This window comes from Novosphingobium humi, assembly GCF_028607105.1.
Classification (GTDB): domain Bacteria; phylum Pseudomonadota; class Alphaproteobacteria; order Sphingomonadales; family Sphingomonadaceae; genus Novosphingobium; species Novosphingobium humi.
In genome coordinates, this window is sequence record NZ_CP117417.1 from 1,593,607 (window position 1) to 1,609,765 (window position 16,159).

The 16,159-nt window shown below is 62.8% G+C and carries 12 protein-coding genes and 4 tRNA genes; 6 read left to right on the forward strand and 10 right to left on the reverse strand.

Going from position 1 to position 16,159, the window contains the following annotated elements:
- Positions 1 to 92: 92 nt before the first annotated feature.
- From PQ457_RS07465 to prsR, 3 genes are read left to right on the forward strand one after another with little or no spacing between them, the layout of a single operon-like run.
- Positions 93 to 1,478 carry a TIGR03013 family XrtA/PEP-CTERM system glycosyltransferase gene (locus tag PQ457_RS07465; RefSeq protein ID WP_273619098.1) on the forward strand — a complete coding sequence of 462 codons (1,386 nt, stop codon included), beginning with the start codon at positions 93 to 95 and terminating at the stop codon, positions 1,476 to 1,478.
- Between the two features lies 1 nt (position 1,479).
- Entirely contained in the window at positions 1,480 to 3,585 is a 2,106-nt protein-coding gene (gene prsK, locus PQ457_RS07470; RefSeq protein ID WP_273619099.1) for an XrtA/PEP-CTERM system histidine kinase PrsK, read from the forward strand.
- 1 nt (position 3,586) lies between these two features.
- The gene (prsR, locus tag PQ457_RS07475) at positions 3,587 to 4,948 is read left to right on the forward strand and encodes a PEP-CTERM-box response regulator transcription factor (protein WP_273619100.1); all 1,362 of its coding nucleotides are present in this window, start codon (positions 3,587 to 3,589) and stop codon (positions 4,946 to 4,948) included.
- Between the two features lie 223 nt (positions 4,949 to 5,171).
- Here prsR and PQ457_RS07480 read toward each other — a convergent pair whose 3' ends face one another.
- Both PQ457_RS07480 and panB read right to left on the reverse strand, forming a co-directional pair.
- Positions 5,172 to 6,218, reverse strand: coding sequence for a DUF475 domain-containing protein (locus tag PQ457_RS07480; RefSeq protein WP_273619101.1), 1,047 nt, complete (start codon positions 6,216 to 6,218; stop codon positions 5,172 to 5,174).
- A gap of 21 nt (positions 6,219 to 6,239) precedes the next feature.
- Complete coding sequence (gene panB, locus PQ457_RS07485; RefSeq protein WP_273619102.1) at positions 6,240 to 7,112, reverse strand: 3-methyl-2-oxobutanoate hydroxymethyltransferase; 873 nt, start codon at positions 7,110 to 7,112, stop codon at positions 6,240 to 6,242.
- 190 nt (positions 7,113 to 7,302) lie between these two features.
- Here panB and PQ457_RS07490 point away from each other — a divergent pair, with 190 nt between their 5' ends.
- On the forward strand, positions 7,303 to 8,829 hold the full coding sequence (locus PQ457_RS07490; RefSeq protein WP_273619103.1) for an amino acid permease: 1,527 nt from the start codon (positions 7,303 to 7,305) through the stop codon (positions 8,827 to 8,829).
- 58 nt (positions 8,830 to 8,887) lie between these two features.
- Here the strand turns inward: PQ457_RS07490 and phoB are convergent, their stop codons facing one another.
- From phoB to recJ, 8 genes are all read right to left on the reverse strand, one after another.
- Positions 8,888 to 9,577: a phosphate regulon transcriptional regulator PhoB gene (gene phoB, locus PQ457_RS07495; protein WP_273619104.1), complete on the reverse strand. Its 690-nt coding sequence runs from the start codon at positions 9,575 to 9,577 to the stop codon at positions 8,888 to 8,890.
- 19 nt (positions 9,578 to 9,596) lie between these two features.
- Positions 9,597 to 10,277, reverse strand: a complete 681-nt coding sequence (gene phoU / locus PQ457_RS07500) for a phosphate signaling complex protein PhoU (protein WP_168605258.1) — start codon at positions 10,275 to 10,277, stop codon at positions 9,597 to 9,599.
- A gap of 120 nt (positions 10,278 to 10,397) precedes the next feature.
- Complete coding sequence (locus PQ457_RS07505; protein WP_273619105.1) at positions 10,398 to 11,705, reverse strand: sensor histidine kinase; 1,308 nt, start codon at positions 11,703 to 11,705, stop codon at positions 10,398 to 10,400.
- A 594-nt stretch (positions 11,706 to 12,299) separates the two neighbouring features.
- Positions 12,300 to 12,374, reverse strand: a tRNA-Glu gene (locus PQ457_RS07510).
- A 19-nt stretch (positions 12,375 to 12,393) separates the two neighbouring features.
- Positions 12,394 to 12,468 (reverse strand) — tRNA-Glu (locus tag PQ457_RS07515).
- A gap of 29 nt (positions 12,469 to 12,497) precedes the next feature.
- Positions 12,498 to 12,572: transfer RNA gene (locus PQ457_RS07520), tRNA-Glu, on the reverse strand.
- 28 nt (positions 12,573 to 12,600) lie between these two features.
- A tRNA-Glu gene (locus PQ457_RS07525) sits at positions 12,601 to 12,675 on the reverse strand.
- Between the two features lie 131 nt (positions 12,676 to 12,806).
- The gene (gene recJ, locus PQ457_RS07530) at positions 12,807 to 14,513 is read right to left on the reverse strand and encodes a single-stranded-DNA-specific exonuclease RecJ (RefSeq protein WP_273619267.1); all 1,707 of its coding nucleotides are present in this window, start codon (positions 14,511 to 14,513) and stop codon (positions 12,807 to 12,809) included.
- A gap of 280 nt (positions 14,514 to 14,793) precedes the next feature.
- On the opposite strand from recJ, the gene PQ457_RS07535 reads away from it, so the two are divergent.
- Together PQ457_RS07535 and PQ457_RS07540 are read left to right on the forward strand one after the other, a co-directional pair.
- Positions 14,794 to 15,540 (forward strand): hypothetical protein, encoded by a 747-nt coding sequence (locus PQ457_RS07535; protein ID WP_273619106.1) that lies wholly within the window; start codon positions 14,794 to 14,796, stop codon positions 15,538 to 15,540.
- Between the two features lie 98 nt (positions 15,541 to 15,638).
- Positions 15,639 to 16,142 (forward strand): AHH domain-containing protein, encoded by a 504-nt coding sequence (locus tag PQ457_RS07540; RefSeq protein WP_273619107.1) that lies wholly within the window; start codon positions 15,639 to 15,641, stop codon positions 16,140 to 16,142.
- Positions 16,143 to 16,159: the final 17 nt, after the last annotated feature.

Here is a 16,159-nt window from a genome sequence, read left to right on the forward strand (position 1 = left end):
GGTGCTTTGTCAAATTTACCGACATTTTACGTCTCATCCCTAAGTCTCGCTCAAAGCCTGCCTTATGGCCGGCGCCAAACTTGAGCAGGCCGATGATTCGTCTTTTCAAACATTACATCCCCCATTCGGTGATCCTGCTTGGATTGATCGATCTGGTTCTGCTGATGATTTCGGGCGACTTTGCCTGGCGCTTGCGGGCGGACCAGTTGGGCATGCCCTCGGAAAGTTTCGAAACGCGCCTGCAACCGCTGATCGCCTTTGCGCTGGTGATGCAGATGGCGATGATCGCGGTGGGGGTTTACGGCGCCGATGCCTTGCGCTCTGTGCGTTTCGCCTCGGCGCGGCTGCTGGTGGCGGTGTCGCTGGGGGTGATCGCGCTGGCCCTGTTCAACTCGCTGTTTACCAGCCAGATTTTTTGGCGTTCCACCCTGTTCTACGCGATGCTGGGGGCGATTGCGCTGCTGGTGATGAACCGGCTGATCGTGGGCGGCATTCTGGGGACGGCGGCGTTTCGGCGCCGGGTGCTGGTGCTGGGCGCGGGCCACCGGGCGCAGCGCCTGCGCGAACTGGGCGAGCGGGCCGAGAGCGGCTTTGTCATCGTCGGTTATGTCGGCATGAGCGAGGCGGCCCCGATTGTCGAGGAAGCGATCCCGCGCACGGCGATCCACAATCTGAAGCGCCATGTCGAAAACCTTGGCGTGTCCGAGGTGGTTCTGGCGCTGGAAGAGCGCCGCAACGCGCTGCCTCTGAAAGACCTGCTGCGCATCAAGACGGCGGGCGTTCACGTCAATGACTTCTCCAGCTTTATGGAGCGCGAGACGGGCCGCGTCGATCTCGATACGGTCAACCCCAGCTGGTTCATCTTCTCGGACGGTTTTTCTTCGGGTCGCGCCTTTTCCAGCGCCGCCAAGCGGATCTTCGATGTGATCGTCAGCCTGCTCCTGCTGGCCATGACGGCGCCGGTGATCGTGCTGTTCGCCATTCTTGTGAAGCTGGACAGCAAGGGCCCCGCCTTCTTCCGCCAGCGCCGGGTGGGCCTGTATGGCCAGAGCTTTGACGTGATCAAGCTGCGCTCGATGCGGCTGGATGCGGAGGCCAATGGCGCGCAATTTGCCGCCAAGAACGATCCGCGCGTCACCCGCATCGGCAATTTCATCCGCAAGGTCCGCATCGACGAACTGCCCCAGACATGGAGCGTGCTGAAAGGCGAGATGAGCTTTGTCGGTCCGCGCCCGGAACGGCCCGAATTCGTCTCTGACCTTGAGGACAAGCTCTCCTATTATGCCGAGCGCCATATGGTAAAGCCCGGCATCACGGGCTGGGCGCAGGTCAATTATCCCTATGGCGCCAGCCTTGAGGATTCGCGCAACAAGCTGGAATATGACCTGTATTACGTAAAGAATTACACGCCTTTCCTCGACATCCTGATCATCCTGCAAACGCTGCGCGTGGTGCTCTGGCACGAGGGGGCACGCTAGGATGTCGGCTGGTCCCGGCCTGTGGGACTGGGTGGCCAGCACCGCGCATGTGGCGGGCGCCTGCGCCGCAATCACCGTGGCCGTCAGCATCTGGGGCCAGCGCGAGCGCTACAGCGGGGCGGGCAAGGCGATTGTCGCCGCGCTGGCCATGACGGCGCTGTGGTGCCTTGCCGTGGTGGTCGAGGGCGAACTCAGCCTTGTGGCCCAAGGGCTGCTGGGCCTGCGCAACCTGTCCTATCTGTGGGCCATCTATGCCATGTTCGCCAGCGACGGGCGCCATACCAGCCTGACCGAGGTGGGGCCGGTGGTGGCCGCGCTGTGCCTTGTCGATATTCTGGTGCCCACGGTACAGTTCATCGAGCATCGCATCAATCCAGCGCTGCTTAACGAAGTCGAGCTTTATCAGTTGAACATCATGCTGGCGATGCTGGGCGTGGTGGGGTCGCTGGTGCTGGTGCACAATCTCTACGCCAGCGCGTCCAGCACCGGGCGACAGATGCTGCGCTGGCCCGCGCTGGCGCTGGCGGCGGTGTGGGTGTTTGAACTCAACCTCTATACGGTGGCCTATCTGGCCAAACATTGGCCTGTCGAGCTGGCCTCGCTGCATGGGCTGCTGGACGTGGGCTTTGCGGGCATTCTGGCGCTGGGCGCGGCCAAGGGGCGCGAGACCCTGCGGTTGAAGCCTTCGCGCACGGTGACGTTCCAGTCGATCTCGCTGATCGTGATCGGCCTCTATTTCGTGGCGATGATCGCAATTGCGCGCTGGCTGGCCAGCGCAGGGGGCGAGCTTGGCCGCTGGTGGCAGTTCAGTTTCCTGATCGCGGCAATTTCGGCCGCCGCGCTGTTGCTGCCCTCGCGGCGGATGCGCGGATGGATGCGGGTGATGTTCACCAAGCATTTCTTCAAGCACCGCTATGAGTATCGTGAGGAATGGCTGCGCTTTGCCCGAACCATCGGAGGGCAGGGGCGCGACGCCGCCCCGCTGCACCAGCGCGCCGTACAGGCCATGGCCGACATCACCGACAGCCCGGCGGGCCTGTTGCTGACGCCTGATGATACCGGCGAAATGGTGCTGGCCGCGCGTTGGCAATGGCCGACTGCCGATGTTCCCGCGCAGGCGCTGGGGCTGGCCACCGCGCATTTTCTGGCCGCCAGCGACCATATCGTCGATCTGGACACGGTTCGCAGCCATGCGGGCGCGGATATCGCCATCCCCGAATGGCTGCGCGAGGAAAGCCGCGCTTGGGCCGTGGTGCCCCTGCAGCATAACGGGCGATTGGTGGGCGCGGTGATCCTGGCCCGCCCGCCGCAGGACCGCAAGCTGGACTGGGAGGACTTTGACCTCCTGCGCGTGGTGGCCCAGCAGATCGGCACCTATCTGGCCGAACATCAGGGACAGCAGGCGCTGGCCGAGGCGGCGCGTTTTGATGAATTCCACCGCCGCATCGCCTTTGTCATGCATGACATCAAGAACCTGTCGAGCCAGCTTTCCCTCTTGGCCCGCAACGCCGAGCGGCATGCCGAAAACCCCGATTTCCGGGCCGACATGCTGGTGACTTTGCGCAATTCGGCCGACAAGCTCAACCATCTGGTCGCCCGCCTCTCGCGCTATGGCACCAGCGCGGGCGACAAGGCCGAGCCGGTCGAGGTGGGCGCTTTGGCGCGGCAATTGGCCGAAACATTCCGCGTGCGCCACAATGTTCAGGTGATCGAGCGCGACCCCTGCACCATCGCGGGCCAGAGCCACAGCATCGAACAGGTGCTGACCCATCTGATCCAGAACGCGGTGGATGCCAGCGCGCCCGACATGCCGGTCTTTGTCTCGATTGCGGGCGATGGCCTGTATGGGCGGATCGAGATCGTCGATTCCGGCCATGGCATGGCCCCCGAATTTGTCCGCAATCGCCTGTTCAAGCCTTTCGATTCCTCCAAACCGGGCGGCTTTGGCATTGGCGCCTATGAGGCGCGCGAACTGGTGCGCGCGATGCACGGGCGTCTGGATGTGGAAAGCCGCGAGGGGATCGGCACGCGCTTCATCGTTCGCCTGCCTTTGGCCAGTGCGGCGGAAATTCTGAAAACCATGGATAATGATCAAAAGGTTGCCTGAAATGAGTGAGACGCGGCCCAAACTGCTCGTGATCGAGGATGATCCGGGGCTTCAGGCTCAGCTCAAATGGGCCTATGAGGATTTCGAGGTGATCGTGGCCGGGGATCGCGCCAGCGCCATGGCCGCGCTGCGCAGCGAGGAGCCGGCGGTCGTCACGCTCGACCTTGGCCTGCCGCCCGACCCGGACGGCACCAGCGAAGGTTTTGCCTTGCTGGACGAGATCATGGCCCTCAAGCCCGACACCAAGGTGATCGTAGCCAGCGGGCATGGCGCGCGCGAAAGCGCCTTGCAGGCGATCGAGCGCGGGGCCTATGATTTCTATCAGAAGCCGATGGATTTCGACGAAATGGCGCTGATCGTGCGCCGCGCCTATCGCCTCCACCGGCTGGAGGCGGAGAACCGCCAACTGGCGGTGCGCGCGGGCAAGGACAATCGCGTGCTGGGCACGATGATTACCGCCGCGCCAGAAATGCTGCGCGTGGCGCGCACCATCGAGCGGGTGGCGGGGACCAATGTCTCGGTCATGCTGCTGGGGGCGAGCGGGACGGGCAAGGAACTGCTGGCGCGCGGATTGCATGAGGCCAGCGGGCGGGCAGGGGGCTTTGTCGCGATCAATTGCGCGGCGATCCCTGAAAACCTGCTGGAATCGGAACTCTTCGGCCATGAAAAAGGCGCCTTTACCGGCGCGGTCAAAACCACCGAGGGCAAGATCGAGCAGGCCCATGGCGGCACGCTGTTTCTGGACGAGGTGGGCGATATTCCCTTCGCGCTGCAGGTCAAATTGCTGCGTTTCCTGCAGGAGCGGGTGATCGAGCGGATCGGCGGGCGGCGGTCGATTGCGGTCGATACGCGCATCGTCTGCGCCACGCATCAGAACCTTGAGGCGATGATCGCCGATGGCCGTTTCCGCGAGGACCTGTGGTATCGGCTGGCCGAAATCGTGGTCAAGATCCCCTCGCTGGCCGAGCGGCCGGGCGATGCGGCGCTGCTGGCACGGGCTTTCCTTGCGCGTTTTGCCAAGGAGATGAACCCGGCGGTCAAGGGTTTTGCCCCCGATGCGCTGGCCGCGATGGATGCGTGGGGATGGCCGGGCAATGTGCGCGAGTTGGAAAACCGGGTGAAGCGGGCGGTCATCATGGCCGACGGCAAGCTGGTCCATGCGGGCGATCTCGATCTGGACGCGCCGGGGGGCGAGGAGGACTTGCCGCTCAACCTGAAATCCGCGCGGGAAATAACCGACCGGCGGGTGATCCGGCAGGCGCTGGCGCGCAGCGAGGGCAATATTTCCTCAACCGCCAGACTGCTGGGGATCAGCCGGCCGACTCTGTATGATTTGCTCAAGCAATATGACTTGCAGCACTGATAGCGTTATCAGGTTTCATGTACCAATAAGTACAAATTTGGGCGGCGGGTGCCTGTTGTGCTGAAATGAAAAAGGGCGGCTCGAAAGCCGCCCTTCCCCTCCCTTTTTTTCTTCCGACGCCCGATTTGCACAGAAAGGCCGGGGCTTCAATGGGGCCTATATGGCATTTTTATGAATAGCCGTTCATTGTGGCAAACGAACCACACTGGCACCCCGCCGCCGCCTAGGCACCCTCGCGCCGATTTTCGCGCACCGAGGCCCAAAGCGCCGCCCCGATCAACACCGCGCCGATCAGACCCGTAACCGTTTCGGGCACCTCGACCAGCGCCGAACCGAGCATGATCGCCGCCAGCGCAATGATCGCCCAGAAAGCGCCATGCTCAAGGAAGGCATATTCCGACAGCGTGCCCTGCTCGACCAGCAGCACGGTCAATGAACGCACAAAAATCGCGCCGATCGACAGGCCCAGCGCAATGATCACCATATTGTTCGACAAGGCAAAAGCGCCGATCACGCCATCAAGGCTGAAGGAGGAGTCGAGCACGTTGAGATAGAGGAACCCGCCCAGCCCGGAACGCACCGCCGTCCCCGCCAGCGCGCGCGCTGCCTCGCGGCTTTCCAGGAAATGGCCCAGCGCCTCGACCGCGATGAATGTCACGATGCCGAACACGCCCGACACCAGCAGCGTATAGGCCTCATCCCCCGGCAGCCAGCGCCCGATCAGCACCAGCGCCAGCAAGAGCAGCGCAACCTCGCCCGCCTTGATCGAACCGACCAGCTTCAGCCGCACCTCGACCCAGCGCAGCCAGTGCGTTTCCTTATCCGGGTCGATGAAGAAGCCGAGGCCCACCATCGCCAGAAACGCTCCGCCAAAGCCCGCAATCGGGATATGGGCATGGCGCATGATCGCCTCATATTGCGCCGGATCGTTCAGCGAGAGATGCACCGCCTCGACCGGTCCCAACCCTGCGGTAAAGCCCACGATCAGCAGCGGAAAAGCCACGCGCGTGCCAAACACCGCAAACAGCATGCCCCATGTCAGGAACCGCTTGCGCCAGATCGCATCCATGTCTTTGAGCACGGCGGCATTGACCACCGCATTGTCAAAGGACAGCGACACTTCCAGCACGGCCAGAACGAGGACGATCCAGATCATCCCGCCCACGGCCGAAATCGAGCCCGTATCATGCCAGCCATAGGCAGCGGCCAACGCCAGACAGACGGCGGAAAAAATCAGCGAACCGCCGAAATGCCTCAAAAATTGCGTCACTTGAAAAATACTCCGCGCGGGTCAGGCTTTGGGCTGATAGGTCTGTTCAATGCCCGGAAAGCTGCGGTCGCGCACCTCGGCGGCATAGTGGGCCGCAGCATCGGAAATCAGGCCCGCCACATCGGCATAGCGTTTGACGAAGCGCGGCACCCGTTCAAACATGCCCAGCATGTCCTCGGTGACCAGCACCTGACCATCGCATTGCGCCGAGCCGCCGATCCCGATCACGGGGCAATCCACCGCCTTTGTCACGGCCACGGCCAGCGGTTCGACCACGCCCTCGATCACAATGGCAAAGGCCCCCGCCTCGGCCAGCGCGCGCGCGTCTCCAACGATTTTCTCCGCCTCGGCCGCGCTGCGCCCGCGCGCGCCATAGCCGCCCAACTGGTTCACCGCCTGAGGTGTCAGGCCGATATGGCCCATCACCGGAATGCCGCGCTGCGACAGGAACGCCAAGGTTTCGGCCATCGCCACCCCGCCTTCCAGTTTTACCCCAGCGCATCCGGTTTCGCGCAAAACCCGCGCGGCCGTTTCAAACGCCTGCTGGGGCGAGGCTTCATAGGTGCCGAAGGGCAGATCGACGATGACGGCCGCATGCCAACTGCCGCGCCCCACCGCCGCGCCATGGGCCACCATCATGTCCAGCGTGACGGGCAGCGACGAGGGCAGGCCATAAATCACCTGACCCAACGAATCGCCCACCAGCAGCAAGTCGCAATGCGCATCCAGCAATTGCGCCTGACGCGCGGTGTAGGCGGTCAGCATCACCACAGGCTCTGCGGTCACGCCGTCCTTCTTGCGCTGGCGGATGGCCGGAATGGTCAGCCGGCGCATCGGCGCAGGGGTGGGGTTGGCGCGGCTGGTGGCCGTATCGATCTGAAAGGTCGTAGACATAAAGGCGCTTCTAGCCCGGCGCGGGGCATGGGGTAAAGCGCGATCGGTGCGCGCCATCAATGCGTGACTCTGGCGCCGCGACAAGGCAAGATGGATCATCCACCGGTGGACTACGCATAATCCGCCCTTGCGAATGTTGCGCGATCCGTTAATTTTCTTGCCCATTGCTTATTGCGTTCAGGGGAACTGCATGTTCGGTCGCGTCAAGCCGTTGGATGCCATATTGGCCACGGCTGAGAAAAAATCACTTCATCGCTCTCTGGGCGCCTTTCAATTGACCATGCTGGGCGTGGGCGCGGTGATCGGGACGGGTATTTTCGTTCTGACGGCCGAGGCCGCGCAAAAGGCGGGGCCGGGCATGATGCTCAGCTTCATAATCGCCGGTTTCGTCTGCGCCGTGGCCGCCCTGTGCTATGCTGAAATGTCCAGCATGGTGCCGGTTTCGGGCTCGGCCTACACCTATTCCTATGCGGTGATGGGCGAGTTGGTGGCATGGATGGTGGGCTGGGCGCTCATTCTGGAATATGCCATTGCGGCGGGCGCCGTGTCGGTCGGCTGGTCGGGCTATATGATCGGCTTTGTGCAAAATACCTTCCATATTACGGTCCCCCTCGAATTGGTGCGGGGACCATTCGACGGGGGTATCATCAATCTTCCCGCGATGCTGATTGCGGCGATCATCACCGGGCTGCTGGTGCTGGGCACCAAGGAGAGCGCGACGGTGAATGCCGCGCTGGTGGCGATCAAGATCGTTGCCCTTTCCATGTTTATCGCGCTGACGCTGCCGGTTATCAAATCGGGCAATTTCAAGCCTTTTGCGCCGCTTGGCTTTACCGGTATTTCGGGGGCCGCCGCCTCGATCTTCTTTGCCTATGTCGGCTTTGACGCGGTTTCGACCGCCGCCGAGGAAACCAAGAACCCCCAACGCAACATGCCGATCGGCCTGATCGGCAGCCTTGCCATCTGCACCATCTTCTACATGCTGGTGGCCGCAGGCGTGATCGGCACCGTGGGTGCGCAGCCGGTTTACGGCGCGCATGGCGAAGTGCTCTCGCCGGGCACGGCCGCGCTGTCTGACGCCTGCAAGGCGCTCAATGAAAACGCCGTGGTCTGCTCCAAGGAAGCCCTGGCCTGGACGCTGCGCCAGGTGGGCCATCCCTTCGTGGGCTGGCTGGTGGGCGCAGCGGCCATTCTGGCGCTGCCCTCGGTGATCCTGATGATGATGTTCGGCCAGACCCGCATCTTCTTCGTGATGAGCCGCGATGGCCTGCTGCCGGAATTCTTCTCCAAGGTTCACCCCAAGTTTCACACGCCTCATGTCATCACCGTGCTGACGGGCGTGTTCGTGGCGCTGTTTGCCGCTTTCTTCCCGGTGGGCCTGCTGGCCGACGTGTCGAATTCGGGCACGCTGTTTGCCTTTGGTGCGGTGTCGGTGGCGGTGATGGTGCTGCGCCGGACCGATCCCAATCGTCATCGCCCGTTCCGCACGCCGGGCGTCAATATCGTGGCGCCGATTTCGATCGCGGGCTGCATCTATCTCTTCATCAGCCTGTCCAAGGCCACGATCAGCCTGTTCCTTGGCTGGGGCGTGGTCGGGCTCTTCGTCTATTATTTCTACAGCCGCAGCCGCAGCCATGTCGGGCGCGGGGTGGTTGAGGTGCATGAGGACGACAGCGATGCGCCGGATCTGCCGGTGCCGCCAATGCCGGGCGCATGATATAAAAAAAGGGCGGCCCTTTGGGAGCCGCCCTTTCTGATTCAGGATTTGTCGGGGCTCAGACCGCCTCGAGCGCGTAGCCTGCCGAACGCACGGTGCGGACCGGGTCCACCGCGCCTTCCAATTCGATGCCCTTGCGCAGGCGGCGGATGTGAACGTCCACGGTGCGCAATTCAATATCGCTGTCCGTGCCCCACACCGCATCGAGCAGTTGCCCGCGCGAAAACACGCGGCCGGGATGCTCCATGAAGAATTTGAGCAGGCGGAATTCGGTCGGCCCCAGCGCGAGGATCTGGCCCTTGCGCGTCACCTTATGCGCCGTGGCGTCCAGCGTCAGGTCGCCAACCGTGATCTGTTCGCCCGCCAATGCCGGGCGGATGCGGCGCATGATGGCCGAGACGCGCGCGATCAGCTCGCGCGGGGAAAAGGGCTTGGTGATGTAATCATCGGCCCCGGTTTCAAGGCCGCGGATCATATCGTCCTCGGCCCCGCGTGCGGTCAGCATGATGATGGGTACATGGGCCGTCGCCTTGTCGCGGCGCAGGCGGCGGCACACCTCGATTCCGCTGGTGCCCTCGATCATCCAGTCGAGCAGGACCAGATCGGGCGCCTCCTCGGCGGCCAGCAACAGCGCCTCGTCGCCATCGGGCGTGGAGAGGACCGTATAGCCCTCGGCCTGAAACCGGAATTCCAGCAATTCCGCCAGCGCCGGATCATCTTCTACCAGCAAGAGCCGGGGTTGTTTCATGGATGCCCCCTGTTAACGTTCAGTTTTCCGGCCGTTCCAGCCGGTCGACCACATATTCGGCGGTGGCCGCGTAATAGACCTGTTCGGCAATATTGGTGGCGTGGTCGCCGATCCGCTCGATATTGCGCGCGATGAACAGCAGATGCGCGGCCGAGGTGATGGTGGAGGGATTCTCCATCATGAACGAGACCATGTTGCGGAAAATGCTGTCATAAAAGGCGTCGACCCGCGCATCGCGCTCGATCACGTCCACCGCCAGCGCGGGATCGCGCGCGGCAAAGGCGGTCAGCACATCATGCACCATCTCGCCCGCGATTTCGGCCATCGCCGGGATCAGCGTCTGGGGTTCGGAATTCAGCCGCCCCTCGATCCGCGACACGCGCTTGGCGATGTTCTTGGCATAATCGCCGATGCGCTCCAGAATACCCGCGATCTTGAGGGCGGCCAGCACCTCGCGCAGGTCGTCGGCCATGGGCGCGCGCAGGGCGATGATCTTGACTGCAAGCCGGTCGACTTCGGCCTCAAGCCGGTCGATCTTCTTGTCGCGCTCGATCACCTGCGCGGCCAGTTCCTGCGAGCGTTTCGTCAGCGCCTCGACGGCCTCGCCGATCGCCAGTTCGGCCAGACCGCCCATTTCGGCGATCAGCCCACGCAGCGTGGTGATTTCCTCGTCAAAGGCCTTGACCGTATGTTCTGCCACTGGACGCAATTCCCTGTTCAAGCTGTGATGGAATGATCGTCACATAAATGTCACAAAAGGCAACATCCATGTCCGTTCCAACCAGCCTTGAAAGCGCCATGCAGCGTTTTCATGACAGGACTATGACGGACTTGTGACTTTTTGCTCTTTGGCCGGGATCAGCGGCAGGCGCACCGAAACCTTGGTGCCCACGCCCACCTTGCTGGTAATGTCCAGCTTGCCGCGATGGCGTTCGACCACATGCTTTACAATCGCAAGGCCAAGCCCGGTCCCGCCCGCCGCGCGGCTGCGGCCCGGATCGGTGCGATAGAAACGACGCGTCAGATGCGGCAGATGGTCGGCCGAAATGCCCGCCCCCCGGTCTGTGACCAGAAATTCGGCCATGCCGCGCGGCGCATGGGTCAGGCTTACCGTCACCGGTTGATCCGCGTCGCCATATTTCAGCGCATTGTCGATCAGATTGCGCAAAACCTGCTCGATCTGCTTCACATCGCCCGCAACCTCGAAAGGCTCGTCGGGCTTGACGAATTCGACGCGGGCCGGATTGCCCGGCGGGGGCGCAAATTCGCCCACCACCCGTGCGGCCAGCGGGGCCAAATCGATCTGTGAGGTAGGCGCGTCATGCTTTTCCGCCTCAAGCTGCGACAAAGACATGAGATCGTTGAGCAGCGCCTGCATCCGCCGTGCCTCACGCAACACCGTGCCCAGAAAGCGCTGCATCACTGCGCCATCCATCTTGCCCACGCTCTCGCTGATGGTTTCGACATAGCCGATGACCGAGGAGAGGGGGGTGCGCAATTCATGGCTGGCATTGGCGACGAAATCGGTGTGGGCGCGGCTGATGTCTGCCTCGGCGGTGCGATCGCGCGCCTCGATCACCCACAGGCCCGGATACACCGGGCGGCGGGTCAATTGCCACAGGCTGCCGCTGCGGGTCAGGCCGCGGATGCTGGCGGTGGCAGTTTCATCGTCGGCGCTGTCGAGCAGGCGGATGGCATCGGGATGGCGCAGCGCGATGCGCGGGTCCTGCCCCAGAATATGTTCGCCCAGCGCCGCGCGCGCAGCCGCATTGGCGTCGATGATTCGCGCGCGGTCCACCAGCATCATCGGCGCGCCCGTTCCCTCCAGCGCGGCGATCAGCGCGCGGCGCACCATATGGCCCTGTTCAAGCTGTTGCTGGCGGGCATTGCCCTCGATTTCGCGCGGAGCGTCGGGTTCGGCCTGATCGCTGCACCACCACCACACGGCCAGCAGCGAAAAGGTCCAGAACGCCCCGGTCAGAGCCACCATCAGCAAACCGGCTCCATCCAGATAGAGCAGCAAAAGCGTCAGGAATTCGAGGATGATGGCAGGCCAGGGTAGCTTGCTGTCGCGCATTGCTCGGATCGTCCATTTCTTGGCGCCTGCATCAGGCCAGACGCTCGCCATCAGCGCATGGGGAAGGCGTATGACAGTTTTATGAAACCGCCAAGCATGGAGCGCAGGAATAGCGCGAAACATCAAGTCCGTGGCAAAAACGCATGACAGGCTGGCCCGGATGGAGCCGTTTGCATACCGGCGCAAATTTCATGATTGCTTTGGTCTTTACTTTCTTGCCGATCAGGCGTGGGCATCGGGCTTTATCTTGAAATATCCATGTTCCTGCCCGTATCGGGTGGGCAAGGGCAATCTGTCCGAGAAATCTTCTGAATGGATAGGGCCCACTGAATAAAGGCCTTTTCGCGCGCCGCATCGTCATCCGGCGTGGCTTTGCCGTGTAAAAGACGATTGTTTCATTTGCCCTTTTGGCGGCCTGCAACCCACTCTGGTGGTTTCGGACCTTTCGTCATCCGCCATGCCCGGAAAACAGGCGAGGGCTTTTCAGTTTTCACGGCAACATCTGACGGGGTGGTCGAGGCGCCGCTCGATGATCCGGACCGGGTTATCGCTCGCCCCGCGCGCAGGCCCAACCAGCGGTTGGGGCGCACAGGCTTATGCCTACCGTTGCGACAGCCGGAACCGCCAATGTTCGGATTTTACCAGTGGTGACCCCTACGAGAATCGAACTCGTGTTTCAGCCGTGAGAGGGCCGCGTCCTGACCGCTAGACGAAGGGGCCAATGCTCTGATTTTACAAGTGGTGACCCCTACGAGAATCGAACTCGTGTTTCAGCCGTGAAAGGGCCGCGTCCTGACCGCTAGACGAAGGGGCCATCCTTGAAGCCAAGGCAGGCTATGTAAATGGTGACCCCTACGAGAATCGAACTCGTGTTTCAGCCGTGAAAGGGCCGCGTCCTGACCGCTAGACGAAGGGGCCAACCTTGAAACCAAGGCGGGCTATGTAATGGTGACCCCTACGAGAATCGAACTCGTGTTTCAGCCGTGAAAGGGCCGCGTCCTGACCGCTAGACGAAGGGGCCAACCTCGGCTTGCGCCTTGGTGAGGCCGCGCATTTATGGAGAGGGGGGCGGTTGGTCAAGTCACAAAACGCGTTACTATCGGAAAAAACGCAAGATTTATAGAAAGTCACTAAATATCAAAACCTTATGCGCTAGTCCGCCCATGCCGCATCATCGACATGCAATTCGGCGGCGCGGCGCGGCCCCCAATCGTCGATTCGTGCCCGCCCGGCCAGCCAAAGCTTGCGCCCATGATCGCCATGGATCAGTGTCTGGCCCATCTCGGTCTGGGCGCTGCGAAAGGCCATCGCCTTGAAGCTGGCGCCATCTTCGCCCCGCACGATCATGCGCAGATGGTCCGCACCCACCACATCGGCCTTGACCACGCGCACCGGCCCCACCGCCACGCGCGGCCCCGGCCATCCCATGCCATAGGGGCCTGCGCTCTCCAGCAATTCGACCAGTTCGGGCTGCAGCCCGCGCGGCGCCACGGCCAGATCAAGCAGCAGCGACTGCGCCCCTTGCGCGCGCGATACATCGCCGGCCAGACGGTCATCCAGCCAATCAGCAAAAGCCTCCAGCCGGTCGGCCGCCACGGTCAGGCCCGCCGCCATCGCATGGCCGCCGCCCGCCACCAGATAGCCCAGTTCACGCGCCCCGATGATCGCCGCGCCCAGATCGACGCCCGAAATCGAGCGGCCCGATCCCTTGCCCACGCCATCATCATCCAAGGCGATCACCAGCGTCGGCTTGCCGGTCTTTTCCTTGATCCGCCCGGCCACGATGCCGATCACGCCGGGATGCCATCCCTTGCCCGACAGGACCATCACGGTGCGGTTGCCCTGCCGCTCCACCTGCAATTCGGCGGCCTCCTGCACGGCCATTTCGATGGCGCGGCGCTCTTCGTTCAAGCGTGAGAGCTGGGCGGCAATCTCGCGGGCCTCCTCGGCGTCCTGCGTGGTCAGCAGGCGCACGCCCAGCGTGGCCTCGCCCACGCGGCCGCCTGCATTGACGCGCGGCCCCAGCGCAAAGCCCAGATCCGTGGCCGTAGGCGCGCGGTTCAACCGGCTCGCGTCGATCAGCGCGGCCATGCCGATATTCTCGCGCCGCGCCATCACCTTCAACCCCTGCGCCACCAGCGCCCGGTTCAACCCATGCAGCGCGGCGACATCGGCCACCGTGCCCAGCGCCACCAGATCGAGCAGGGCAAACAGATCCGGCTCGGCCCGCCCGGCAAACCATCCCCTCCCGCGCAGCACCCGCACCAGCGCCACGCCCAGCAAAAACGCCACGCCGACCGCCGCCAGATGGCCGTGGGCCGCGCCAATGTCGCTTTCATCCAGTCGGTTGGGGTTCACCAGCGCCAGCGCCTGGGGCAACTCAGCGCTGCATTTGTGATGGTCGACCACGATCACCTCGACCCCGGCGTCTGCGGCCATGGCCAGAGCCTCATGCGCCATGGCCCCGCAATCGACCGTCACGATCAATTGCGCGCCCTCGGCCCCCAGACGCACCAGCGCCTCGCCGGTCGGGCCATAGCCTTCGAGCAGGCGGTCGGGGATATAATGGCGCGCATCATGGCCCAGCATGCGGATCAGCCGGATCAGCAAAGCCGCGCTGGTTGCCCCATCCACGTCATAATCGCCGTATATGGTGATGGCCTCTCGGCGTTCGATAGCATCGGCAATACGCATTGCGGCCAATTCCATATCGCGGAATTCGGACGGATCGGGGAGAAAGGCGCGCAAGGTGGGCGTGCGGTGACGGGACAGGTCCTCGCGCGCAACACCGCGTGCCAAAAGCAATTGGGTGATGATGTCATCGCTCAGCCCGCCCGCAGCGGTCTGCGCCATGTCCATGTTGCCCCCGCGCCAGCGCCAGGCCTTGCCCGAAAGGGAAGATTCGGGACGGATCCATTGTGTCAAATCTGCATGCATAATGGGGGGACTAGACCATCTTTTGCTCGACAGAAAGGGTAGGGGAATTGTTAAGCATCAGGTGCTCATAAGATGGGGGCGAATGTTGCTGAGATCGGGTGCCATATGGGTTGGAATGGCCGGGACTCGACGTTGTTAATTGAAAAATGCAATACGTCCTTTGTGACACCATCTGTTTGGAGGCCATAGCGCGGTTGAATTGATGACAGTTCCGTCCCCCACCTCCTCCGCATTTTATGTCCAGTTTCCGCAAGGCCTTGTGCCCAAGGCGCAGGCGGTGCTTGAGCTTTTGGGACAAGCTGTTGACGTTGCGAGGGTTTTTACAGTCACACATCGCCCGGAGGATGATGATGACTGGCTCGAATTGCTGTCCAGCGGTCTGACTTTCGATCTGTCCGGTCTGTCCGGCAACGGACCGGCGCCCGAGGTGGTGATGCGTTATGGCGTGGCGGCGGACGCCGTGCCGGATCGTTCGGCATGGCTGTGCCTGACACCGGGCGATCATCTTTCGGGCGGCGGGCGCCAAGTGCCGGTCGTACGGGTGATGGCGGCGGTTGTGCTGGGGCTGCTCGAATTACCCGGCGCGACGGCGGTGGCATGGGGGCCGGCTCGCACATTAATGGGCGCGGACCATTTCAGGCGGATCATTCCGGGCTGGTTAAAGGGCGGGGCGTTTCCGGCGTTGGGCCTGACGGCATTAAAGCGCGATGAAGTGGACAATGTGGTTAGTGAAGGATTAAGTTTTTTTACTGGACTCGAGCTGCGAATCGAGCCACTTCTTGCCAAACAGCCCGGCTTGGCCGGCAAGGTCGCCGTCAGACTTATCCACAGTTTGGTGGAAGGGTGGACGGTGAAGGAGCCTGTTGAAGTTGAGGGGCCGGAAGGGGAAATTCTCGGGGTAACGCCCGAGGAAAATGGAAAAATTCTTCGGGTATGTCTAGCACGCTGACGAAAATCGTCGCAACAGTGTCGCCAGTCGCGGGGGCCGGCCCCATACCTTCGATCAGGGTGGCGTTGGGTCATATTCGCCACCGGGCGCGCCAATCCTTGCCTTTCTGCGCCGTTAACCAGTCGGGCAGCCCCGACTATGATCCCGATTTGCAACGTCACCATATTTTGCCCAAACAATTGCTCTCGGAGCGCTGTTTCGGGCCGATGTTTGACATGATCGGCTCTGTGGGCTTCAACGATTTCCGCCGCAATGGCCTTTTGCTGCCCGCACGTGATTCGGCGGCGATCAAGCTGGCCCTCCCCATGCATCGCGGACCGCATCGCGATTACAGCGCGCTGGTGATGGAGCGGGTGGGGCAGGTCGAGGCGCGCTGGGCGGGGGCTCGCCGCAAGACGCCTGAAGCGGCGGTGGTGGAGGCCGTTCAGCGCCTCACCTTGCTGCAAAAGGCTCTGCGCCGCCGCCTGCTGCGCCCGCCTGCCAAGCCCATGATGCTCAACCGTTATGATCCGATGCAGCGCCATGTCGATTTTACGGAACTGGACGCGATGGTCGACATGCTCTGGCCCGAGACGCAGGAATTGGCGGATCTGGGGCTGTAATCGCGGCCGCCTTGGGC

Bases quoted from the DNA above. Each gene is read 5' to 3' on its own strand.
- PQ457_RS07465 (WP_273619098.1), top strand. From the start codon at position 93: ATGATTCGTCTTTTCAAACATTACATCCCCCATTCGGTGATCCTGCTT.
- prsK (WP_273619099.1), top strand. From the start codon at position 1,480: ATGTCGGCTGGTCCCGGCCTGTGGGACTGGGTGGCCAGCACCGCGCAT.
- prsR (WP_273619100.1), top strand. From the start codon at position 3,587: ATGAGTGAGACGCGGCCCAAACTGCTCGTGATCGAGGATGATCCGGGG.
- panB (WP_273619102.1), bottom strand. From the start codon at position 7,112: ATGTCTACGACCTTTCAGATCGATACGGCCACCAGCCGCGCCAACCCC.
- PQ457_RS07490 (WP_273619103.1), top strand. From the start codon at position 7,303: ATGTTCGGTCGCGTCAAGCCGTTGGATGCCATATTGGCCACGGCTGAG.
- phoB (WP_273619104.1), bottom strand. From the start codon at position 9,577: ATGAAACAACCCCGGCTCTTGCTGGTAGAAGATGATCCGGCGCTGGCG.
- PQ457_RS07505 (WP_273619105.1), bottom strand. From the start codon at position 11,705: ATGGCGAGCGTCTGGCCTGATGCAGGCGCCAAGAAATGGACGATCCGA.
- recJ (WP_273619267.1), bottom strand. From the start codon at position 14,513: ATGGACATGGCGCAGACCGCTGCGGGCGGGCTGAGCGATGACATCATC.
- PQ457_RS07535 (WP_273619106.1), top strand. From the start codon at position 14,794: ATGACAGTTCCGTCCCCCACCTCCTCCGCATTTTATGTCCAGTTTCCG.